Raw genomic sequence first — 19113 nt, forward strand, 5'->3', positions numbered from 1 at the left:
TGGGCGTCTTTTACCTCAGACGGCCTGGTATTCCAGCTCGACCGAGCCCAGCGCCTTGAGGGTGGACTGGGCGGAGTCCCGCTGGCTGATCTGGCCGTGTTTGTTCTCCAGCAGCACGGCGCGGCGGATGGTGGCAAGATCTTCACCGTTGAGCACCGCATGGGCGCAGGCCATCTGCATCGGCGGCAGGCTGGGATTGAAGGCGGCGTTTTCGGCGTAGCGGCCACAAAAGAGGCGGCCATCGGCAAATTGCAGCGCCACGGCGGCGTAGCCCTGACTGTAGGGGGCGTAGCTTTGGCGGGCGGCGGCCAGCGCGGCTTGCCACAGCGGATCTTCGCTCTCAAGTTGCAGCTCGTCGTGGGCTTGCGGGCTCATCAGCGCGTCCGTGATGTCGAGATCCGCCGGCCCGAACGAGTGGGGCAGGAAAGATTGCAGGGCGCTCAAGTCATCGGGCAGAGAGACTTTCAGGATCTTGGCGGTGCTCAGCTCGTTCATGAACTGGCGGCAGTGGCCGCAGGGGGTGTAGTTGACAGTGATCTCGCTGATCCCGGTCTCGCCGCCCAGCCAGGCGTTGGAGATGGCAGACTGCTCGGCATGGACCGAGTGGAACAGCCCCTGGCCGGCGAACTCCATGTTGGCGCCGAAATACCAGGTGCCGCTCAGGCCGCAGGCGATGGCGCCGACAAAAAATTTGGAGATGGGAGCAACCGAGCAGGCGGCGGCCAGTGGCAGCAAGGCCAGGCGCAGGGCGCGATCATCGAGACCGGTGGCGGCTTTCAGGGTAGCAACCTGCTCCGGCGTGAAACGGGCATTGAAGCCGGTGCTATCCAGCATGGGCTGCACGGCGGCTTTGAGCGGGGCGGGCAGGGTATCGAGTGGCTTGGCAAAACGGGGATGCATAGTGTGTCCTCAAAGGCCAATTGGGGGGCCATTGTAGGGAGCAAGCTCGGCAAAATGTGTGAGCATGCTCACGCCCTGACGGGCAAAAGGAGAGGGATGGTAAAGGAAACGTTTGTCTTGCGCAAACTGTGCGTCAGCTCGCACTGTGGCGGGCCGCAAGGCCCGCACAACCGAAAATCGGTACGACTCAGCTCAACCAGTGGTAAATGGCAAACAGCAGGGGAGCCACGGCGGCGGTGAGGATGCCGCACACCACCATGGCGAGCGACGAGAAGGCCCCCTGGGTAATGCCCTTCTCGGCGGAGGTAGCGGTGCCGATGGCGTGGGCGCAGGCCCCCATGGCCAGCCCCTGGGCTTCGGGGTCGGTCACTCGCATCAGCGCGAGCAGCGGGTAGCCGATGAGTGCGCCAACAATACCAACGACCACCACCACGGCGGCGGCGATGGCCGGAATGCCACCGAGGGACTGGCTGACGCTCATGGCCAGCGGGGTGGTGATGGATTTAGTGGCCAAGGATGCCAGCAATGCTGGATCGGCGCCCATAAAATGACCGACAGCCAAGGTAGTGCAGACCGAGATCAAGACGGAGGCCAGAGTACAGATTAGGATGGGCTTGAGCTTGGCCTGGATCTGGCGGGCTTGCTGGTAGAGGGGCAGGGCCAGCGCCACCACGGCGGGTTCCAGCAGCGCCGTGATGGGGCGGGTACCGCTCTCGTACTGATCCAGCGGCAGATCGAGCCAGAGCAGCAGGCCTATGATGACGGCGGTGGGCACCAGCACGGGATTGATGATGGGCCACGGCAGGCGGCGATAGAGGGCTCGGGTGGCAAAATAGAGCGCCAGGGTAAGGGGGATGGCAAACCAGAAGATCATCTGTTCATCCTCTGGTAGAGCCGACCGACGGTGCCGAGGATCAGAACTATCCCCAGCACTATGCAGAGCATGATGAGGCCGAACGACTGGCGTAGCGGCTCGAGCCAGGCCACCAGCCCGACCGCCACCGGCACGAACAGAATACCCATGTGGCGCAGCAGCAAACCGGCACCTAGCTCGACCCAGTGCAGTTTCACCAGTTGCAGGGAGAGTAGCACGAACAGCAGCAGCATGCCGATGATGCTGCCGGGGAAGGCGAACGGCAGTATGGCTGCCAGGGTTTTGCCTGCCAGCAGGCAGGCGACTATGACCAGAAAGTCACGAAGGTACAGCAAGGCACGTTGCGCGATCACGTTAGCCCCAACTTGGTAACTGTGAATGAATGGGGCAGTTTACCAGAGCAGCAGGGTCGCGGCATTAAAACAACAACAGCTGAAACCGGTTAGTTCTCAGCTGATTATATTGAAAATTTTATGATAGATGCACTTTTCGAACGAACAGGCTCTGAACTGTTTTATGTTGTTTATGAATGACAAGGAGTAGCCATGACATCCCTTTTGTCCCGTGTGCGTCAACTGGCAGCCGATAGCTGTCTGCCCCCGGACTTGTTGCAAACCCGCCAGTGGGAGGGGCCAGTATGCCGGGTCAGGCTCGACAACACAGGCCCTGATGCCACGCCGGTCGGCCGCTGGATGCTGTTTGACGGCAAACTTGGCCTTCCGACCGATGCCCTTGTATATGGTGAAGGGTTTCAGATGCTGGCCCAGACCATGGGCAGCTGGCATACCCCGCAGCCGGTAGGCCGCTGCCCCGATGCCGGCGTCTATCGCATCAGCGATGATGACGGTTACCACACGGTTCACAACCTGCTGCTGGTGGAACATGACAAAGGCTGGCTGCTGCTCGCCTTCGCCAGCTGCCACCGTTTTGGCGGGGAGTTTCGCCTCTATCCCGATGGCCGTCTGCAGATCCTGATGAATTGCGAGGACCGCCCGTTGCCTGCCGGCCACCACTGGCAGAGCGAGGCACTTGTCTGCCTGGAGGGGGCGGATCGCGAAGCGCTGTTGGCCGAACTGGCACAGCGGATTGAGGCTGAGCATGGCTCACTGATCGGCCAGGTCGGCGAGCGTCCCAGTGGCTGGTGCTCCTGGTACCACTACTATGCGGACGTGAGCGCTGCCGACATTCGCGAGAATCTGGCGGTGCGGGCCGAGCACTTTCCGGCCCTGCGCTACGTGCAGATCGACGATGGATATCAGGCGAAGATGGGGGATTGGCTCACCCCTTCGCCCAAGTTCGAACAGGGCGTGGCGGCCCTGGCTGCGGAGATCCGCAGTGCCGGTTGCGAGCCTGCGCTCTGGGTTGCCCCCTTTATTGCCGAGCCCACCTCGCAGGTGTTTCAGGATCACCCGGACTGGTTCGTGAAGGGGGATGACGGCCTGCCGCTTCCCTCCGAGCGGGTCACTTATGGCGGCTGGCGTTGTACTCCCTGGTATGTGCTGGACGGTACCCACCCCGAGGTGCAGGCTCACCTCGCGCGGGTGTTTGGCACCCTGCGCGAGCAGTGGGGCATTCACTACTTCAAGCTGGATGCCAACTTCTGGGGCGCCATTCACGGCGGCCGCTTCCATGATCCTTCCGCCACCCGGGTCGAGGCCTATCGGCGCGGCATGGCGGCCATCTTGCGCGGGGCTGGCGAGGGCGCCTTCCTGCTCGGCTGCAACGCCCCCATCTGGCCGAGCCTCGGGCTGGTGCACGGCATGCGGGTGAGCGATGACGTGGAGCGCAATGGCCACCGTTTTCGCCAGATTGCCCGCGAGGCTTTTTGCCGCGCCTGGCAAAACGAGCGGCTGTGGGCGCTGGATCCTGACTGCATCTGCCTGCGGGATCTGCCGAGTCAGCAGGCCAGCCCTGCCGAGTACCGTTTCCATCTGGCGGCGCTGGTGGCGAGCGGTGGCATGATGCTGGCCGGAGACCGGTTGCAGGATCTTGATGCAGCACAGGCGGCGCAGCTGCACAAATTGCTGGCTCTGTGCGCGGCCCGTGCTCCGGCCGCCCGCTTTGAGTCAATGGAGTTTGTCAGTGGTGAAGTGAGTCTGCCACAAGGAGGCTCCCTGCTCTGCCTCTTCAATTGGGAGGGACAACCCCAGGAGTTTTTGCTGCCGGAAGGGGGATGGGATTTCTGGGATGAGGGGGCAGTCGGCACCGCGATCACTCTGCAAGCGGGCGAGGGGCGGGTGATCCGCTACCGTTGATCACACTGGCAATAATAATTCAGGCTCCCATGGGAGCCTGAATTATTGGTAAAGGGTCAATATGTCGGAGTTTGGAGTCAATAACGCCACTCGAGGCCGATGGCGTAATTGGCTGCGCCATAGCCCGGGATCTCGTTGCTGGAGAGCAATGCCTTGAAGGCGAGCTGCGGACTGAGCGGTATGCCGAGCCCCATGCCGATGGCGACCTCGTCATTGGTGTTGCCCATCATGTCGGCCCGGATCATGCGATAGAGCGACATGTCCTGGCTCATGTGCACATAGCTCTGGGAGGCGCGGTTGTAGAGTTGGCCAAACACCTCCAGCTGGAAACCAGCCTGGGGGGTGATGGCCAGCGGTACGCCGACGAAGTTGTATAGATCGGAACGGTTGAAATAGCTGTTGGTGATCTGGGGAGTGAAGTCGGTCTGCTGATAGAGCTGGCTGAAGTTGCTTTCGATCAGCTGATAAGTCTGCTGCGGCAATTGCAGCAAATAGTCGGGGACATCAAAACGAACGCCCGCCATGCCGGCCGAAGGCAGCAGGGAGCAGACGAGCAAACCGAAACCGGATAATCCTGAGCGCATCAGATGAGGCATCCCCAAGGGTCGATAGCCAAAGGCCGTTAATGCAATGTTAGCGCACAAATAATTGAAACTTCGGGAGTCTTTGCTCCCCTTCCCATTATGTCTTGGGCGAGGGGAGCGTACAGTCATTTAACCGTGAGGTGAGTCACATCTCACAGATCTTCGAGGTAGTGATAGAGGCTCTTGAGGATGGCAAAGTTCCGATCGTTCCCCTGATTCTGTTCGGCCAACGCTTCGAGGCGCGGCACATAGTCGGGTAGACGGCGGCTGAAGTAGTCGCTGCAGTGCAGGCGCCAGCGCTTCTGCTCCGCTTCGCTCAAGGTGTGCGGCCAGTTGCGGGCGCGGTAGCGGAACAGCATCTCGGGCAGCCGTGAGTCGGTAAAGGCAAATTCCCGCTCGCCCAGCAGATCCGCCGGGGTGGCACGTACCAGATCCATGGTGGCCTTGTCGCCGTGGCCGAAGAAGCCGGCGTAGAGCTGGGTATCCGGATCCGAGTCGTTGTTGCCCGCGAACTCCTGATTGAACACCTCCACCAGTTTTTCCCGTACTTCGGGATGAGCCCGCAGCAGATCCAGGCTCTTGCGGCACTGCTCCCGGTCGATGCCAAGCTGGTCGGCACGCTCGGAGGTCAAGGTGGCCGCCGGCGCCAGCACCGGGCACTTGTTGATGTGCACCAGTTTCACCGGAATGGCCGCCAGATCCCCCAGCTCGTCCTTGCGGGTATAGAGTCGTTCGCGGATCTCGTCGCTGGTGAGCTCGATGAGCGGGGTTGGGTCGCGGGTCAGATCCACCATGATCACCGCGTTCTGGTTGCTGGGATGCCAGGCGAGCGGCGACACCCAGCTGACGCACCCCTGCCAGGGGGAGAACATGCCGGAGACATGGGTCAGCGGCTTCATGGTCACCACGTCGATGAGCGCCTTCACCTTGTTCTTGTTGCGAAGGTCAAACAGATACCCGAACAGCTTGGGCTGGGCCTTTTTCACCAGCTTGGCCATCTCTATGGTGGCCAGCACGTCGGAGAGCGCATCGTGGGCATTGGCGTGGGCTACGCCGTTGGCCACCGTCAGCTTCTCCAGCCTGAAACTCGGCTTGCCCTCTTCGTCAAATGCCCACTCGATCCCCTCCGGGCGCAGGGCATAGCAGGCCCGCAGCATGTCGAGTATGTCCCAGCGGGAGTTGCCGTTCTGCCAGCTGTAGGCGTAGGGGTCGTAGAAATTGCGATAGAGGGTGTAGCGGGTCACCTCGTCATCGAAGCGGATGCTGTTGTAGCCCAGCACGCAGGTATTTGGGGTGGCAAACTGCTCGTGGATCTGGGCAATGAAATCCGCCTCGCACAGCCCGTCCTTCATCGCCTTTTGTGGCGTGATACCGGTGATGAGGCAGGCCTCCGGCTCTGGCAGATAGTCCGCTGGCGGCTTGCAATAGATGACCAGCGGCTCACCGATGAGGTTGAAATCCGCATCGGTACGAATACCGGCGAACTGCGCCGGCCTGTCCTTCGCCGGGCTGATGCCGAAGGTCTCGTAATCGTGGAAGTAGAAGGTGGGCGCTGTGCCGGATTGTGCTGTTTTGCTCATAAGTTCCGAGATGGGTGTCCGATGCGGTGGTGCCACGCACCTGAGTGGGCGGTGCCATGCACCACAATTGCCTGCATGGTAAACCATAGCGCAGACAGAACGAAGGGCAGGCAGCCCGGCTGCCGGTTTATTGAACATTCAAGGGCGCCGGATCAAGGGGCCGAGCATGATCGCGGATTGCACACTCAGGTGACTCATCGGGATGCCCCCAGCGCCACCGGCATCAGGGTATGCAGGTCCAGCAGGGTGAAGAAGCCGCCTTCGTCGGGATACCAGCCGCCGGTGTCTATGTAGTAGACGTTGCCAAGGCGGGCCGGGAGGCCCACCGGGGTGTGCCCCACCACCAGGGCGACGAGATCCTCGACACCGCTCTCGTCCAGCCGCTCTATGCGGCGCCTTGACCAGAGGCAGACGCTCTTGATGGCCCTAAGCCTCCCGACGCTCACCCCCGCATCCAGTGTGTCCAGCAGCCCCTGCCAGGAGGAGAAGGGGCAATCGGCGTGGAGCAGCCCGACCGGGCCGGCCGGAGTGGCCACTTCGATGGCGATAGGCAGGGTGCGGTAGTGGGCGGCGAACGCCGCCTGCTCGCCTGGAGTCAGTTGCTGAAACCAGCCGCCGCCGTTCTGGATCCAGTTCTCCCGATCGCAGCTCTCGTAACGGCAGACGTAGTCGTCGTGATTGCCGCAGACAGGGTGGAACCAGGGCCTGGCCAGCCATTCGAGCACAGCGGTGCAATCGGGGCCGCGATCCGTCAAGTCCCCCACGGAGAAGAGGCGATCCCGAGCGGGGTCGAATCCCGCCTGGTTCAGGGTCTGCTCCAGCCGCGAAAAGTAGCCGTGGATATCGCCGACGGCGAGATTCCGCCCCAGAGGATTGCGGGAGAAGCGTCTGATCAGCGGGGACGGGTTCATGGCTAGCCTCCTTGCCTGGTCGGTACGCGGCAACGGCGGTTGCGCGATGACGCGTTCATGACCCATGGATAGTTGCAGCATGGCACGCTCTGCCGCAGCCTTGAAGAGGCAAACGCCTGCGTGCCTGAGTGCGCCGCATCACCGGGATAAAAAATGCCAGTCGGTGTCGACTGGCATGCAAGGTATGGCCTGACGGATGCTCGTCGTCGGGATCAGAGCAGGTCTTCGAGCTGGTACTTCTTGAGCAGGGTGTCGAAGGTGCCGTCGGCCTTGACACTCTCGATGGCGGCATCGAACCGGCTCTTGAGCTTGTCATCGTTTTTGCGCAGGGCCACCGCCACCCCTTCACCCAGCGTCTTGTCCTGGGTGCCGTTGAACTGGGGGCCGACGAAGGCGAACTGTTTGCCCATCTCCTTGTCGAGGAAGCCGACCTTCAACTGCACCATGTTGCCGAAGGTGTAGTCGGCGCGGCTGGACTGCAGATCCAGCATGGGGGACTGGGCGTTGACGTAGCGCTTGATCTTGGCCACGTCACCGTAGCGAGCGGTGATGAAGTTGTCCTGAGGGGTGCCCTCCTGCACCGCTATCACCTTGCCCTTGAAGTGCTCAGGGGTGTCGGCAAAGCCGGCCGCCTTGTCGCTGCGCCCCACGAAGCGGTTCTGCATCATATAGTAAACCTGGCTGAAGGCGACCTTCTGGCGTCGCTCGTCCGTAATGTTCATGGAGGACATGATGGCGTCGTACTTGCGCACCTGCAGGCCGGGGAGCAGAGCATCCCAGGGTTGGTTGATCACCTCGCACTCGGTCTTCATGGCCGCGCACAGGGCATAGGCGAGATCGACCTCGAAACCGCCGAGCTTGCCGCTGCTGTCGACCATCTCGAACGGGGGATAGGTGGCGTCGGTGGCGATCACCAGAGGTTTGGCGGCCGCCTGGCCGGCGGTGGCCAGGGCCACCAGCATCATCAGTGTATTGAGTTTCATGGTCAGTCCCTTGCAGTTGTACGTCTGTGGCGTCATGCCGATGGTCTTGAATGTACCGGCCTTAGGGGCCGACGGCTATCTTGCGATGGGTGAGGGCCGGTAGCTGGCTGCGCACCCTGCGCTGGGCCGCCAGATCCAGGGTGGCGATGGCCAGCCCCTGACCCTCCTCTACCTGGGCCAGCACCCGGCCCCAAGGATCGATGATCATGCTGTGGCCGAAGGTGCGGCGTCCACCCGGGTGTGTTCCCCCCTGAGCCGATGCCAGCACGAAGGCGAGGTTTTCCACCGCCCTTGCTCGCAGCAGCAGATCCCAGTGCGCGAGCCCGGTGGTGTGGGTGAAGGCCGCGGGCAGGGCGATAAAGTCGGGGGCAGGATCCTGGCGAAACAGCTCGGGGAAGCGCAGGTCGTAGCAGATCCCGAAACGCAGCAGGCCCCAGGGCAGGGGATGGCTCACCACCTCCCGGCCCGGGCTCATGGTCGCGGCCTCGTCATACTGCTCCTGGTCGGTACAAAAGCCGAACAGATGCAACTTGTCATAACGGCTCGCGAGCTGCCCTTGCGGGTCGATGAGCAGGCTGCTGTTGTGCATCTTGCCGGGCTCATCGCTTTCAAGGGGCAGGGTGCCTGCCAGCAGCCAGATCCCGAGCTTCCGGGCCAGCCCCTGCGCCCAGGCCAGCAGGGGATGATCGTCCACGGGGGCGGCCAGGGAGACCCGCGCTCGCTCATCTTCGGGCATCAGGTAGAAATATTCGGGCAGCAGGACCAGCTCGGCCCCCTCGGCGGCCGCCTGGTGCAGCAGGGCCTCGGCCTGGGTCAGGTTGTGGTCGAGATCATCCCCGGAGACCATCTGCAGAACGGCAACGCGCAGTGAATCCATATTGCCTCCTAGACGCCGCACAGGCGCTCGGCGCCCGCCAGTAGGGTGTCGTCATCCTTGGAGAAGGAGAGACGGATGACCCGCTGATCCGTGCCGTCGTGATAGAAGGCGGAGACGGGTATGGTGGCGACCCCGTGATCGCGGATCAGCCGCTGCACGAAGAGGCTGTCCGGCTCGTCGCTGATCCGCTCGTAGCTCGCCAGCATGAAGAAGCTGCCCGCGGAGGGGAGCAGGGTCAGGCGGGAGTCCGCCAGGGCCGAGGTCAGCAGGTCGCGCTTGCGCTGGTAGAAGGCCGCCAGCCCCTGATAGTGGGCCGGTTGCTGCAACAGGTGGGCGAAGCCGTACTGCATGGGGGTGTCGGCGGCGAACATGGCGAACTGGTGCACCTTGCGGATCTCCTCCATCAGGGGGCGGGGAGCCACGCAGTAACCCACCCGCCAGCCGGTGACGTGGAAGGTCTTGCCGAAGGAGAAGACGGCGACGGAGCGCTCCACCAGCTCCGGATAGCGGATCACGCTCTGGTGCAGGGCGCCGTCGAACACCACGTGCTCGTACACCTCGTCCGAGAGGATGAGAATGTCGGTGCCGCGCACCAGGCGGGCGAGGTGCTCCTGATCCCCCGCCTGCCAGACGATGCCGGTGGGGTTGTGGGGGGTGTTGAGCACTATCATGCGGGTGCGCGGTGTGATGCTGGCGGCCACCTCATCCCAGGGGATGGCGAAGCTTGGCGCCTTGAGGGCGATCACCACAGGGGTGGCCCCCTGCAGCTGGATCATGGGGCGGTAGCTGTCGAACGCTGGCTCGAACATGATCACCTCGTCCCCCGGGTGCACCAGGGCCGTGATGGCGCAGAACAGGGCTTCGCTGGCGCTGGCGGTGATGGTGACTTCCTCGCCGGCGTCATAGTGGTGGCCATAGTTGGCCGCTATCTTGGCTGTGAGCTGCTCGCGCAGGGCGGGTAGCCCCGTCATGGGGGCATACTGGTTCTCCCCGGCCAGCATGGCTTCGTGTGTCACTCGGATGAGCTCGGGATCGCAGGGGAAGCTCGGTGCCCCCTGGGAGAGGTTGATGCTGGGATGGCGGTCGGCCAGATCCCCGATCACGCTGAAGATGGTGGTACCCACCTGGGGCAGTTTGCTGACAATGCGGGGGGAGGACATAGCGCCATCACTTGAGAGTGTGTGAAAGATGTCCCTTTTTAGCCTCGCGGACCCTTGCCGGACAACGGATTATTCGGCATGTTACGCATGAGTTTTTCTCAAGCATGGAGCCTTGAATGTTGACCAGCCAGCCCCGTAGCCAGTTACCCCTGTATGGCTTGCAGGTTTTCGAGTGTTCTGCCCGCCATCTGAGTTTCACCCTGGCCGCCGACGAGCTGTGCGTGAGCCAGGGGGCGGTGAGCAAGCAGATTGCCCAGCTGGAGGCCCGTCTCGGTCATCTGCTGTTCGTGCGCGGTACCCGCTGCCTCACCTTGACCCCGGCAGCCGAGCGGCTGCTGCCTTTCATCAGTGAGGGGCTGGCCCGCATGGGGGAGGGGCTCTGTGCCCTGCAAACCCTGCCCCATGAGCAGGCCATCAGCATCAAGGTGCCCTCCTGCGCCAGTCGCTGGCTGCTGCGACGGTTGCAGGACTTCGAGGGGGAGGCGGTGGAGGTGCGCGGCAGTCACAGCCACGGCATCGATTTCTCCCGCGAGCCCTTCGATCTCGCTATCGTCTATCAATCCTGTCAGGCCAGATACTCCCACAGCCAGCCGCTGTTTCGGGAGCGCTTGACCCCGGTCTGTGCCCCCGCCTTTGCCGCCAAGCACCGTCTATTCGAGCGCGATTTGAGCGAGCTGCCCCGACTGCCCCTGCTCCATGCCAGCACGGATCGGCGGGACTGGCGCAACTGGTTTGCGGCCTTCCTCGATACTCCCTGGCAACCTCAGGGCGGCCAGCTGTTCGATACCCTGGACCTGGCGATGAATGCGGCTCTGCAGGGCTTTGGCCTCTCCCTCGGGGACCCGACCATAGTGGCCGAGGAGCTGGAGAGCGGCGCCCTGGTCGCCCCCTTTGCCCCCGTGTTGGAGACGGACCACGAATACGCCCTGCTCGCCCGACCCGACAGCCAGCGCCAGGGGGTGGCTCGCACCTGTCACTGGTTGCTGGAGAGCCGCGACCATTCCTGATCGCCGTCAGCGCCTCGTCTGGCGGGGTGACATCTGTGCGCGCAATCAAAGAAACAGCCCCGCTGGCGGGGCTGTTGTCATGCTGGTGGCCGCTGGCCGATTAAGGCGTTAGCGGCAGATCTTGTAGTAGACCTCGTTCCACTGCAGGGCCTGCTTGAGCTCGGGAATGCGGGTGTGCTCGTCGATCACCACTAACTCTATGCCCATGAGATCGGCGAAGGTGCGCAGCTGCTCGATATCCACCGACTGGGTGAACACAGAGTGGTGAGCGGCCCCGGCCAGGATCCAGGCCTCGGCGCTGGTCTGCAGGTCCGGCATGGGCTGCCACAGGGCGCTGGCCACCGGCAGTTTGGGCATGGCTTCTGGCAAGTCCACCACTTCCAGCTGATTGACCACCAGCCGGAAGCGGTTGCCCAGATCGATCAGGCTGGCGTTGACCGCCTTGCCGGCGGGGGCTGCAAACAGCAGGCGGGCCGGGTCGGCCTTCTTGCCTATGCCCAGATGCTGGGCATCCAGCACGGGTTTATCGGCGGCGATGGAGGGACACACCTCCAGCATGTGGGCCCCCAGCACCAGGTTGTTGCCCGCCTCCAGGTGGTAGGTGTAGTCCTCCATGAAGGAGGTGCCGCCCGCAAGACCGGCCCCCATCACCTTGAGGGTGCGCAGCAGGGCCGCTGTCTTCCAGTCCCCTTCCGCGCCGAAACCGAAGCCTTGCTGCATCAGGCGCTGACAGGCGAGCCCCGGCAGCTGGTGCAGGCCATGGAGATCCTCGAAGGTGGTGGTAAAGGCGCCAAAGCCGCCGTCGGTGAGGAATTTCTTCATCCCCAGCTCCTGGCGCGCCGCCTCATAGAGGGAGGTGCGCAGCACCCCGCCCGCCAGCACCGCCTCGGTCAGGGTGTAGGTCGCCTCAAATTCGGCCAGCAGTGCCTCGATATCGCTTGCGGGCACGGCGTCGATGACCTTCACCAGATCGCCGACCGGGTGGTAGTTCACCTGATAGCCGAACTGGATCTGGGCCTCAATCTTGTCGCCCTCGGTGACCGCCACGTTGCGCATGTTGTCGCCGAAGCGGGCGATCTTCAGATGGCGGCTGTCGTGAATGGCGGCGGCGACGCGCATCCAGTTGCCCAGCTTGCGGTGAGCCTCCTCATCCTGCCAGTGACCGACCACCACGGTGCGCGGCAGCCGCAGGCGAGCCCCCATGAAACCGAACTCACGGCCGCCATGGGCGGTCTGGTTCAGGTTCATGAAGTCCATGTCGATCTCGCTCCACGGCAGATCCCGGTTGAACTGGGTGTGGAATTGCAGCAGGGGTTTTTGCAACTGGCTGAGGGCCGGGATCCACATCTTGGCGGGGGAGAAGGTGTGCATCCACACCATGAGCCCGATGCAGCGCTCATCGTGATTGGCATCCCGGGCCACCGCGCTTATCTCGTCGAGGGTGGTGCCGGTGGGCTTGAGCACTATCTTGACCGGCAGACCGGCGCGCTCGTTGAGCTGGCTGGTGATGGTGTGGGCGTGATCGGCCACCTGCTTCAGGGTGGTGGCGCCATACAGGTGCTGGCTGCCGACCAGAAACCACACTTCCAGCTGTTTCATGAATTCCATCTTGGTGTCCTCTGTTTATGCTTTTGTCTGGCCGTAATAGGCGTGCTTGCCGTGTTTGCGCTGGTAGTGTTTCTCCAGCAGGTAATCGGGCAGGGCGTTGGCCTGCGGGTTTATCTGGCCGGTGAGCCAAGCCATGTGCGCCACCTCTTCCAGCACCACGGCGTTGTGCACAGCATCATCGGCATCCTTGCCCCAGCTGAAGGGGCCGTGGTTGGCCACCAGCACCCCCGGCATGGTGAGAATGGGTGTCTGTTTGAGGGTCTCGACGATGAGATGACCGGTCAGCCCCTCGTAATCTTCCTCGACCTCACCCGGGGTGAGCAGGCGTGAGCAGGGGATCTCGCCGTGGAAGTAGTCGGCCTGGGTGGTGCCGAAAATGGGGATGGGGCGGCCCGCCTGGGCCCAGGCGGTGGCGTGGGTGGAGTGGGTATGTACCACGCCGCCAAGCTCCGGATAGGTGCGATAGAGCACCAAATGGGTGGCGGTGTCGGAGGAGGGGCGCAGGGCCCCCTCCAGCTGTTTGCCCGCCAGATCCAGCACCACCATGTCCTCGACCCGCATCCGCTCGTAACTGACGCCGCTTGGTTTTATCACCACCAGATTGCGCTCTCTGTCGATGCCGCTCACGTTGCCCCAGGTGAAGGTCACCAGGCCGTGGCGCGGCAGATCCAGGTTGGCGGCGAGCACCTGCTCCTTGAGGGTGTAGAGGTTCATGCAGTTATCCCCCGGTTGTAGAGGGGTTCTGCAGCGGCGCCCCAGGCGAGGTAGCACTGGTAGAGGCGCTCATACTCGGCGACCCGCTCGGGGTGTGGCTGGTGGGTGCGTTCCACGGCGCTCGCCATGTGGCGCTGGGCCTCGGCCACATCACCATGGATCCCGGCCGCCACGGCGGCAAAGATGGCCGCGCCGAGAGCGCAGCACTGATCCGAGGCCACCACCTGGATGGGGCGATTCATCACGTCGGCACAGGTCTGCATCACAGTGGCCGACTTGCGGGCGATGCCGCCCAGGGCGATCACCTGCTCCACCGGCACCTGCTGACGGGTCATGCACTCCATGATGCTGCGGGCCCCGAAGGCGGTGGAGGCCACCAGGGCGCCGAACAAGTCGGGCGCATCGGTGCCAAGGTTGAGCCCGGTGACGGTGCCTTGCAGGCGCTGGTTGGCGTAAGGGGTGCGCCGGCCGTTGAACCAGTCGAGCACCACCGGCAGGTGGGCCAGATCGCGCTGCTGCTCCCAGGCGGCGGCGAGGCTTGGCAGCAGCTCCCGCTTGTGGGCTTCGATGGCGGTGCGCAGCTCGGGGTATTGGGCGGCGAGGCTGTCCAGCGGCCAACTGAGTTGGCGCTGATACCAGGCATAGATGTCGCCGAACGCCGATTGCCCTGCCTCCAGCCCCACCATGCCCGGCACCACGCTGCCGTCCACCTGGCCGCAGATCCCGGCAATGGCCCGATCGCCTATGGTGGCCTCGTCGGCGATCAGGATGTCGCAGGTGGAGGTGCCGATCACCTTGACCAGCGCATTGTTGCCGGCCCCGGCCCCGACCGCCCCCATGTGGCAGTCAAAGGCGCCGCCGGCGATCACCACCTCGCAGGAGAGGTGCAGCCGCTCGGCCCACTCGGGGGTCAGGGTGCCGACTGGCAGATCGGCGGTCCAGCTGTCGGTAAAGAGGGGAGTGTCGAGATCCTGGGTCAACAGCGGATCCAGCGCGTTGAGAAACTCGGCAGGGGGCAGGCCGCCCCAGCTCGGGTGCCAGAGAGACTTGTGGCCGGCGGAGCAGCGTCCGCGTTTGATGTCGGCCGGGGCCTGGGTGCCGCTCAGGATGGCGGGCACCCAGTCACACAGCTCGACCCAGTTGCAGGCGGCGGCGCGCACTGCCGCATCGGCTCGGGAGACGTGCAGGATCTTGGCCCAGAACCACTCGGAGGAGTAGACCCCGCCGATGTAGCGGCTGTAGTCGAGGAACTGGCCGCCGTGGCACAGCGCCGTGATGGCCTCCGCCTCTTCGATGGCGGTGTGATCCTTCCACAGCACGAACATGGCGTTGGGGTTGTCGGCAAACTCCGGGCGCAGGGCCAGCACACGCCCGTCTCTGTCGATGGGGGCCGGCGTCGAGCCTGTGCTATCCACCCCGATGCCACGCACGGCGGCGCGCTGGGTAGGAGTGAGCTGACTCACCACCTGCACCACCGCCAGCTCCATGGATTCCAGATAGTCGAGGGGGTGGTGGCGGAACTGGTTGGTGACCGGCTGGCAATAGTGGCCTGCCTGCCAGCGTGGGTAATAGACGACATGGGTCGCGAGTTCAGCGCCGTCGTGGCAGCGCACGGCGAGTGCCCTGACCGAATCGCTGCCGAAGTCGAGTCCGATGGTGATCTGCTCGGACCTGGGGTGCTCAGACATAGGTGCTCCTGACCATCAATGAGGGGTAACTGGGGAGGAACCATAGGAGATGGCGCGGACGGGCGGTTAGCCATTGGCTGCTGGAAATATGGATTTAAACGCTGTCAGCGCAAGAGGGTGACGGCTGTCCAGGATCCCGAATATGACTTTTTTGCTGAAAACATAGACAAAATAGCTGCAATTTCATGGCGTGATCCTGCTCTCCATTTTTTGTTGTGAAAACGATTACAACTTGGTTCGCTCAACTAGCAACAACAATAACGTCATGTTTGGACATGTTTTTATGTGGCAGCTTGAGGAATGGACCCGATGGCCGCGCTTCATGGATACATGGATTGATAGAACACCTGGAGACACTCGCATGAACAAAATCGTTAAAAGCATGATCGCAATGGGATTTGCCCTTGGTATGGCAAATTCTGCTTTCTCGGCCGAGGCGCTGAAGCTGGGTTATCTGGTCAAACAGCCGGAGGAGCCCTGGTTCCAGACCGAATGGAACTTCGCCGACAAGGCGGGCAAGGATCTCGGTTTCGAGGTGATCAAGATCGCCGTCCCCGATGGCGAGAAGACCCTCAATGCCATCGACAGCCTGGCAGCCAACGGCGCCAAGGGCTTCGTTATCTGTACCCCTGACCCCAAGCTCGGGGCTGCCATCATGGCCAAGGCCAACAGCATGGATCTGAAGGTCATCACGGTGGACGACCAGTTCGTCAACGCCAAGGGCCAGCCCATGGAGCAGGTGCCGCTGGTGATGATGGCTGCCACCAAGATTGGCGAGCGCCAGGGTCAGGAGCTCTACAAGGAGATGCAAAAACGCCAGTGGGACGTGAAAGCGACCGGGGTACTCGCCATCACCGCTGACGAGCTGGATACCGCCCGTCGCCGGGTCGAGGGCTCCTTGAGCGCGCTCAAGGCCGCCGGTTTCCCCGATGCCCAGATCTACCGCTCACCGACCAAGGCCAACGATATTCCAGGGGCGCTGGATGCCGCCAACTCCATGCTGGTGCAGCACCCCGAGGTGAAGAACTGGCTCATCGTCGGCATGAATGACAACACGGTGCTGGGCGGCGTACGTGCCACTGAAGGGCAGGGCTTCAAGGCTGCGAACGTCATCGGTATCGGCATCAATGGGGTGGATGCGGTGAACGAGCTCTCCAAGTCCAGCGCCACCGGTTTCCTCGGTTCTCTGCTGCCGAGCCCCGACGTGCACGGTTACAAGAGCATCCAGATGCTGCATGACTGGGTCGTCAACGGCGCAGAGCCGGCCAAGTTCACCGAAGTGACAGACGTGGTGCTCATCACCCGCGACAACTTCAAGGTCGAGTTGCAGAAGAAAGGTCTGTGACAGGCGCCGTCCAACCCCTGACATCGATACCGGCATGGCGCAGTGGCGTCATGCCGGTTGGCTGGAGTGAACACATGAATCAAGTTCCTTATCTGGAGTTTTGCGGCATCAGCAAGGAGTTTCCTGGCGTCAAGGCGCTGCAGAATGTCTCCTTCTCCTGCCAGCAGGGCTCGGTGCACGCGCTGATGGGGGAGAACGGTGCAGGCAAATCCACTCTGCTCAAGATCCTGAGCGGCTTTCAGGCCCCCACCACAGGGGTGGTGAAGCTGGCCGGTCAGGAGCGGGTATTTCAGAGCACGGTCGATGCGCTGGAGAGCGGGATCGCCATCATCTATCAGGAGTTGCATCTGGTGCCCGAGATGACCATCGCCGAGAACATCTATCTCGGCCAGCTGCCGACCCGGCGCGGGGTCATCGATCGGGAGAAACTCTATCAGGATGCGGCCAGGCAGCTGGCGCGCCTCGGCATGGACGTCTCCCCCGAGACGCCGCTCAAGTACCTGTCGCTGGGCCAGTGGCAGATGGTGGAGATCGCCAAGGCGCTGACCCGGGATGCCAGCGTCATCGCCTTCGACGAGCCGACCAGCAGCCTCTCATCCCGCGAGATTGAGCAGCTGTTTCGGGTCATCCGTCAGCTGCGCGACGAGGGCAAGGTCATTCTCTACGTCTCCCACCGGATGGACGAGATCTTCGCCCTGTGCGACGCCATCACGGTGTTCAAGGACGGCCAGTTCGTGCGCACCTTCGCCTCCATGGCCGAGGTAGACCGGGATCTGCTGGTCAAGACCATGGTGGGACGCGAGCTGACCGATATCTATGGCTACAGCCCAAGGCCGCTTGGCGAGGCGGGCCTCAAGGTGGAGCACCTGATGGGGCCTGGGCTCAAGGCGCCGGTGTCGTTCGAGGTTAAACGCGGGGAGATCCTCGGTATCTTCGGGTTGGTGGGGGCCGGGCGCAGCGAGCTGATGAAGCTCATCTTCGGCGCCGACAAGATGCACAGCGGCGAGATAGCGGTATTTGGCAAGCCGGTGGTCATCGGCAGCCCCATCGACGCCATTCGCAGCGGCATCATGCTCTGTACCGAAGACCGCAAGGCGCTCGGCATCATCCCCATCCACTCGGTGCAGGAGAACATCAACATCAGCGCCCGCCGCCACAAGGCGTGGGGGGGCTTCTGGATCAACCAGAAATGGGAAGACGAGAACGCGAGGCTCAGGATCCGCGACATGCGGGTCAAGACCCCGTCTCCCCATCAAGCCATCATGAACCTCTCCGGCGGCAACCAGCAGAAGGCCATTCTGGGCCGCTGGCTCTCCGAAGACATGAAGGTGATCTTGCTCGACGAGCCGACCCGCGGCATCGACGTCGGGGCAAAAAACGAGATTTACAACGTGATTTACGATCTGGCCAAGGTGGGTATCGCCGTGGTGGTGGTCTCGAGCGAGCTGCCGGAAGTGCTGGGCATCGCGGATCGGATCATGGTCATGCGGGAGGGGGAGATCGCCGGCGAGCTCTCCCACCATGAGGCCGACGAGGTCAAGGCGCTCAATCTGGCCATGCCGGCCCGTTAATCCCCCGTGACTGCAACGCGATAGCACCCGGAAACTTCAGGAGAAATACCATGACAACAACTACCTCTGTCGGTCAGGCCGCGACCGTCTCTGCGACGAGCGGCTCCAGAGTGCAACTGGCCCGGATCTGGGATCAATACGGCATGCTGGTGATCTTCGCCATCCTGTTCCTGCTGGCCTGCGTGCTGGTGCCCAACTTCGCCAGCCTGATCAACATGCGCGGGCTCGGGCTGGCCGTCTCCATGTCGGGCATGGTGGCCTGCGGCATGCTGTTCTGCCTCGCCTCCGGCGAGTTCGACATGTCGGTCGGCTCAGTGGTGGCCTGCTCGGGCGTCGCCTGTGCGGTGGGCATCAACGCCACCGAGAGCATCACGGTCGGCATCCTGGCCGGCATGTCGGTGGGGGTGCTGTTTGGCCTCATCAACGGCATAGTGGTGGCCAAATTCAAGATCAACGCCCTGATCACCACCCTGGCCACCATGCAGATGGCGCGGGGGGTAGGCTACATCATCTCGGACGGCAAGGCGGTCGGCATAGTGGAAGAGGGCTTCTTCGAACTCGGCAACTCAGCCCTGCTTGGGATCCCGACGCCGGTCTGGTTGACGGCGCTCTGCTTCGTGCTGTTTGGGCTGCTGCTCAACAAGACTACCTTCGGTCGCAACACCCTGGCCATGGGGGGCAACGAGGAGGCCGCGCGCCTGGCCGGAGTCAACGTGGTGCGCACCAAGATCATCATCTTCACCATGACCGGGCTGATTGCCTCCATCGCGGGCATCATACTCGCGTCGCGCATGACCTCGGGCCAGCCCATGACCTCCATCGGCTTCGAGCTGGTGGTCATCTCCGCCTGCGTGCTGGGGGGCGTCTCCATGAAGGGGGGGATTGGCAAGATCTCCTACATCATCGCCGGTGTGCTGATCCTGGGGCTGATGGAGAACGCCATGAACTTGCTCAACATCTCCCCCTTCGCCCAGTACGTGGTGCGTGGCCTGATCCTGCTCGCCGCCGTGCTGTTCGACCGCTACAAGCAGGTACGCAAGGCGCGCGTTTGACCTC

The 19113-nt window shown here is 63.0% G+C and carries 17 protein-coding genes; 5 read left to right on the plus strand and 12 right to left on the minus strand.

Annotated features, from left to right (window positions below):
* Positions 1 to 15: 15 nt before the first annotated feature.
* The 3 genes from cdd to ACW5XD_RS08195 form a co-directional block, all read right to left on the minus strand.
* Positions 16 to 900, minus strand: coding sequence for a cytidine deaminase (gene cdd, locus ACW5XD_RS08185; protein WP_456494454.1), 885 nt, complete (start codon positions 898 to 900; stop codon positions 16 to 18).
* Between the two features lie 187 nt (positions 901 to 1087).
* The gene (locus ACW5XD_RS08190; RefSeq protein ID WP_456494455.1) at positions 1088 to 1774 is read right to left on the minus strand and encodes an LrgB family protein; all 687 of its coding nucleotides are present in this window, start codon (positions 1772 to 1774) and stop codon (positions 1088 to 1090) included.
* A complete protein-coding gene (locus tag ACW5XD_RS08195; RefSeq protein WP_456494456.1) occupies positions 1771 to 2127 on the minus strand; it encodes a CidA/LrgA family protein in 357 nt (118 codons plus the stop codon). Before ACW5XD_RS08195 ends, ACW5XD_RS08190 begins: the two co-directional genes overlap by 4 nt.
* A gap of 192 nt (positions 2128 to 2319) precedes the next feature.
* Between ACW5XD_RS08195 and ACW5XD_RS08200 the strand changes: the two genes are divergently transcribed.
* Positions 2320 to 4029 carry a glycoside hydrolase family 36 protein gene (locus tag ACW5XD_RS08200; protein ID WP_456494457.1) on the plus strand — a complete coding sequence of 570 codons (1710 nt, stop codon included), beginning with the start codon at positions 2320 to 2322 and terminating at the stop codon, positions 4027 to 4029.
* 77 nt (positions 4030 to 4106) lie between these two features.
* Here the strand turns inward: ACW5XD_RS08200 and ACW5XD_RS08205 are convergent, their stop codons facing one another.
* The 6 genes from ACW5XD_RS08205 to ACW5XD_RS08230 all read right to left on the minus strand — a co-directional run bounded on the left by ACW5XD_RS08205 (position 4107) and on the right by ACW5XD_RS08230 (position 10124).
* Positions 4107 to 4613, minus strand: coding sequence for a hypothetical protein (locus ACW5XD_RS08205; protein WP_456494458.1), 507 nt, complete (start codon positions 4611 to 4613; stop codon positions 4107 to 4109).
* A gap of 152 nt (positions 4614 to 4765) precedes the next feature.
* Positions 4766 to 6193: an exodeoxyribonuclease I gene (gene sbcB, locus ACW5XD_RS08210; RefSeq protein ID WP_456494459.1), complete on the minus strand. Its 1428-nt coding sequence runs from the start codon at positions 6191 to 6193 to the stop codon at positions 4766 to 4768.
* A 194-nt stretch (positions 6194 to 6387) separates the two neighbouring features.
* Positions 6388 to 7104 (minus strand): metallophosphoesterase, encoded by a 717-nt coding sequence (locus ACW5XD_RS08215; protein ID WP_456494460.1) that lies wholly within the window; start codon positions 7102 to 7104, stop codon positions 6388 to 6390.
* 212 nt (positions 7105 to 7316) lie between these two features.
* Positions 7317 to 8087, minus strand: a complete 771-nt coding sequence (locus tag ACW5XD_RS08220; protein ID WP_456494461.1) for an ABC transporter substrate-binding protein — start codon at positions 8085 to 8087, stop codon at positions 7317 to 7319.
* Positions 8088 to 8148: 61 nt separating this feature from the next.
* Positions 8149 to 8964 (minus strand): carbon-nitrogen hydrolase family protein, encoded by an 816-nt coding sequence (locus ACW5XD_RS08225; RefSeq protein ID WP_456494462.1) that lies wholly within the window; start codon positions 8962 to 8964, stop codon positions 8149 to 8151.
* A gap of 8 nt (positions 8965 to 8972) precedes the next feature.
* Positions 8973 to 10124: a methionine aminotransferase gene (locus ACW5XD_RS08230; RefSeq protein ID WP_456494463.1), complete on the minus strand. Its 1152-nt coding sequence runs from the start codon at positions 10122 to 10124 to the stop codon at positions 8973 to 8975.
* Positions 10125 to 10240: 116 nt separating this feature from the next.
* Between ACW5XD_RS08230 and ACW5XD_RS08235 the strand changes: the two genes are divergently transcribed.
* Positions 10241 to 11131, plus strand: coding sequence for a LysR family transcriptional regulator (locus tag ACW5XD_RS08235; protein ID WP_456494464.1), 891 nt, complete (start codon positions 10241 to 10243; stop codon positions 11129 to 11131).
* Between the two features lie 108 nt (positions 11132 to 11239).
* Here the strand turns inward: ACW5XD_RS08235 and araA are convergent, their stop codons facing one another.
* From araA to ACW5XD_RS08250, 3 genes are read right to left on the minus strand one after another with little or no spacing between them, the layout of a single operon-like run.
* Positions 11240 to 12739 carry an L-arabinose isomerase gene (gene araA / locus ACW5XD_RS08240; protein ID WP_456494465.1) on the minus strand — a complete coding sequence of 500 codons (1500 nt, stop codon included), beginning with the start codon at positions 12737 to 12739 and terminating at the stop codon, positions 11240 to 11242.
* Positions 12740 to 12754: 15 nt separating this feature from the next.
* Entirely contained in the window at positions 12755 to 13453 is a 699-nt protein-coding gene (locus ACW5XD_RS08245) for an L-ribulose-5-phosphate 4-epimerase (RefSeq protein ID WP_456494466.1), read from the minus strand.
* Positions 13450 to 15141 (minus strand): ribulokinase, encoded by a 1692-nt coding sequence (locus tag ACW5XD_RS08250; RefSeq protein ID WP_456494467.1) that lies wholly within the window; start codon positions 15139 to 15141, stop codon positions 13450 to 13452. Before ACW5XD_RS08250 ends, ACW5XD_RS08245 begins: the two co-directional genes overlap by 4 nt.
* A 361-nt stretch (positions 15142 to 15502) precedes the next feature.
* Here ACW5XD_RS08250 and ACW5XD_RS08255 point away from each other — a divergent pair, with 361 nt between their 5' ends.
* The 3 genes from ACW5XD_RS08255 (at position 15503) to araH (ending at position 19109) form a co-directional block, all read left to right on the plus strand.
* A complete protein-coding gene (locus tag ACW5XD_RS08255; RefSeq protein WP_456494468.1) occupies positions 15503 to 16486 on the plus strand; it encodes an arabinose ABC transporter substrate-binding protein in 984 nt (327 codons plus the stop codon).
* 74 nt (positions 16487 to 16560) lie between these two features.
* Positions 16561 to 18057 carry an L-arabinose ABC transporter ATP-binding protein AraG gene (gene araG / locus ACW5XD_RS08260; RefSeq protein ID WP_456494469.1) on the plus strand — a complete coding sequence of 499 codons (1497 nt, stop codon included), beginning with the start codon at positions 16561 to 16563 and terminating at the stop codon, positions 18055 to 18057.
* A 50-nt stretch (positions 18058 to 18107) separates the two neighbouring features.
* The gene (gene araH, locus ACW5XD_RS08265; RefSeq protein ID WP_043556881.1) at positions 18108 to 19109 is read left to right on the plus strand and encodes an L-arabinose ABC transporter permease AraH; all 1002 of its coding nucleotides are present in this window, start codon (positions 18108 to 18110) and stop codon (positions 19107 to 19109) included.
* Positions 19110 to 19113 lie beyond the last annotated feature (4 nt).

The organism is Aeromonas enterica (assembly GCF_054052465.1).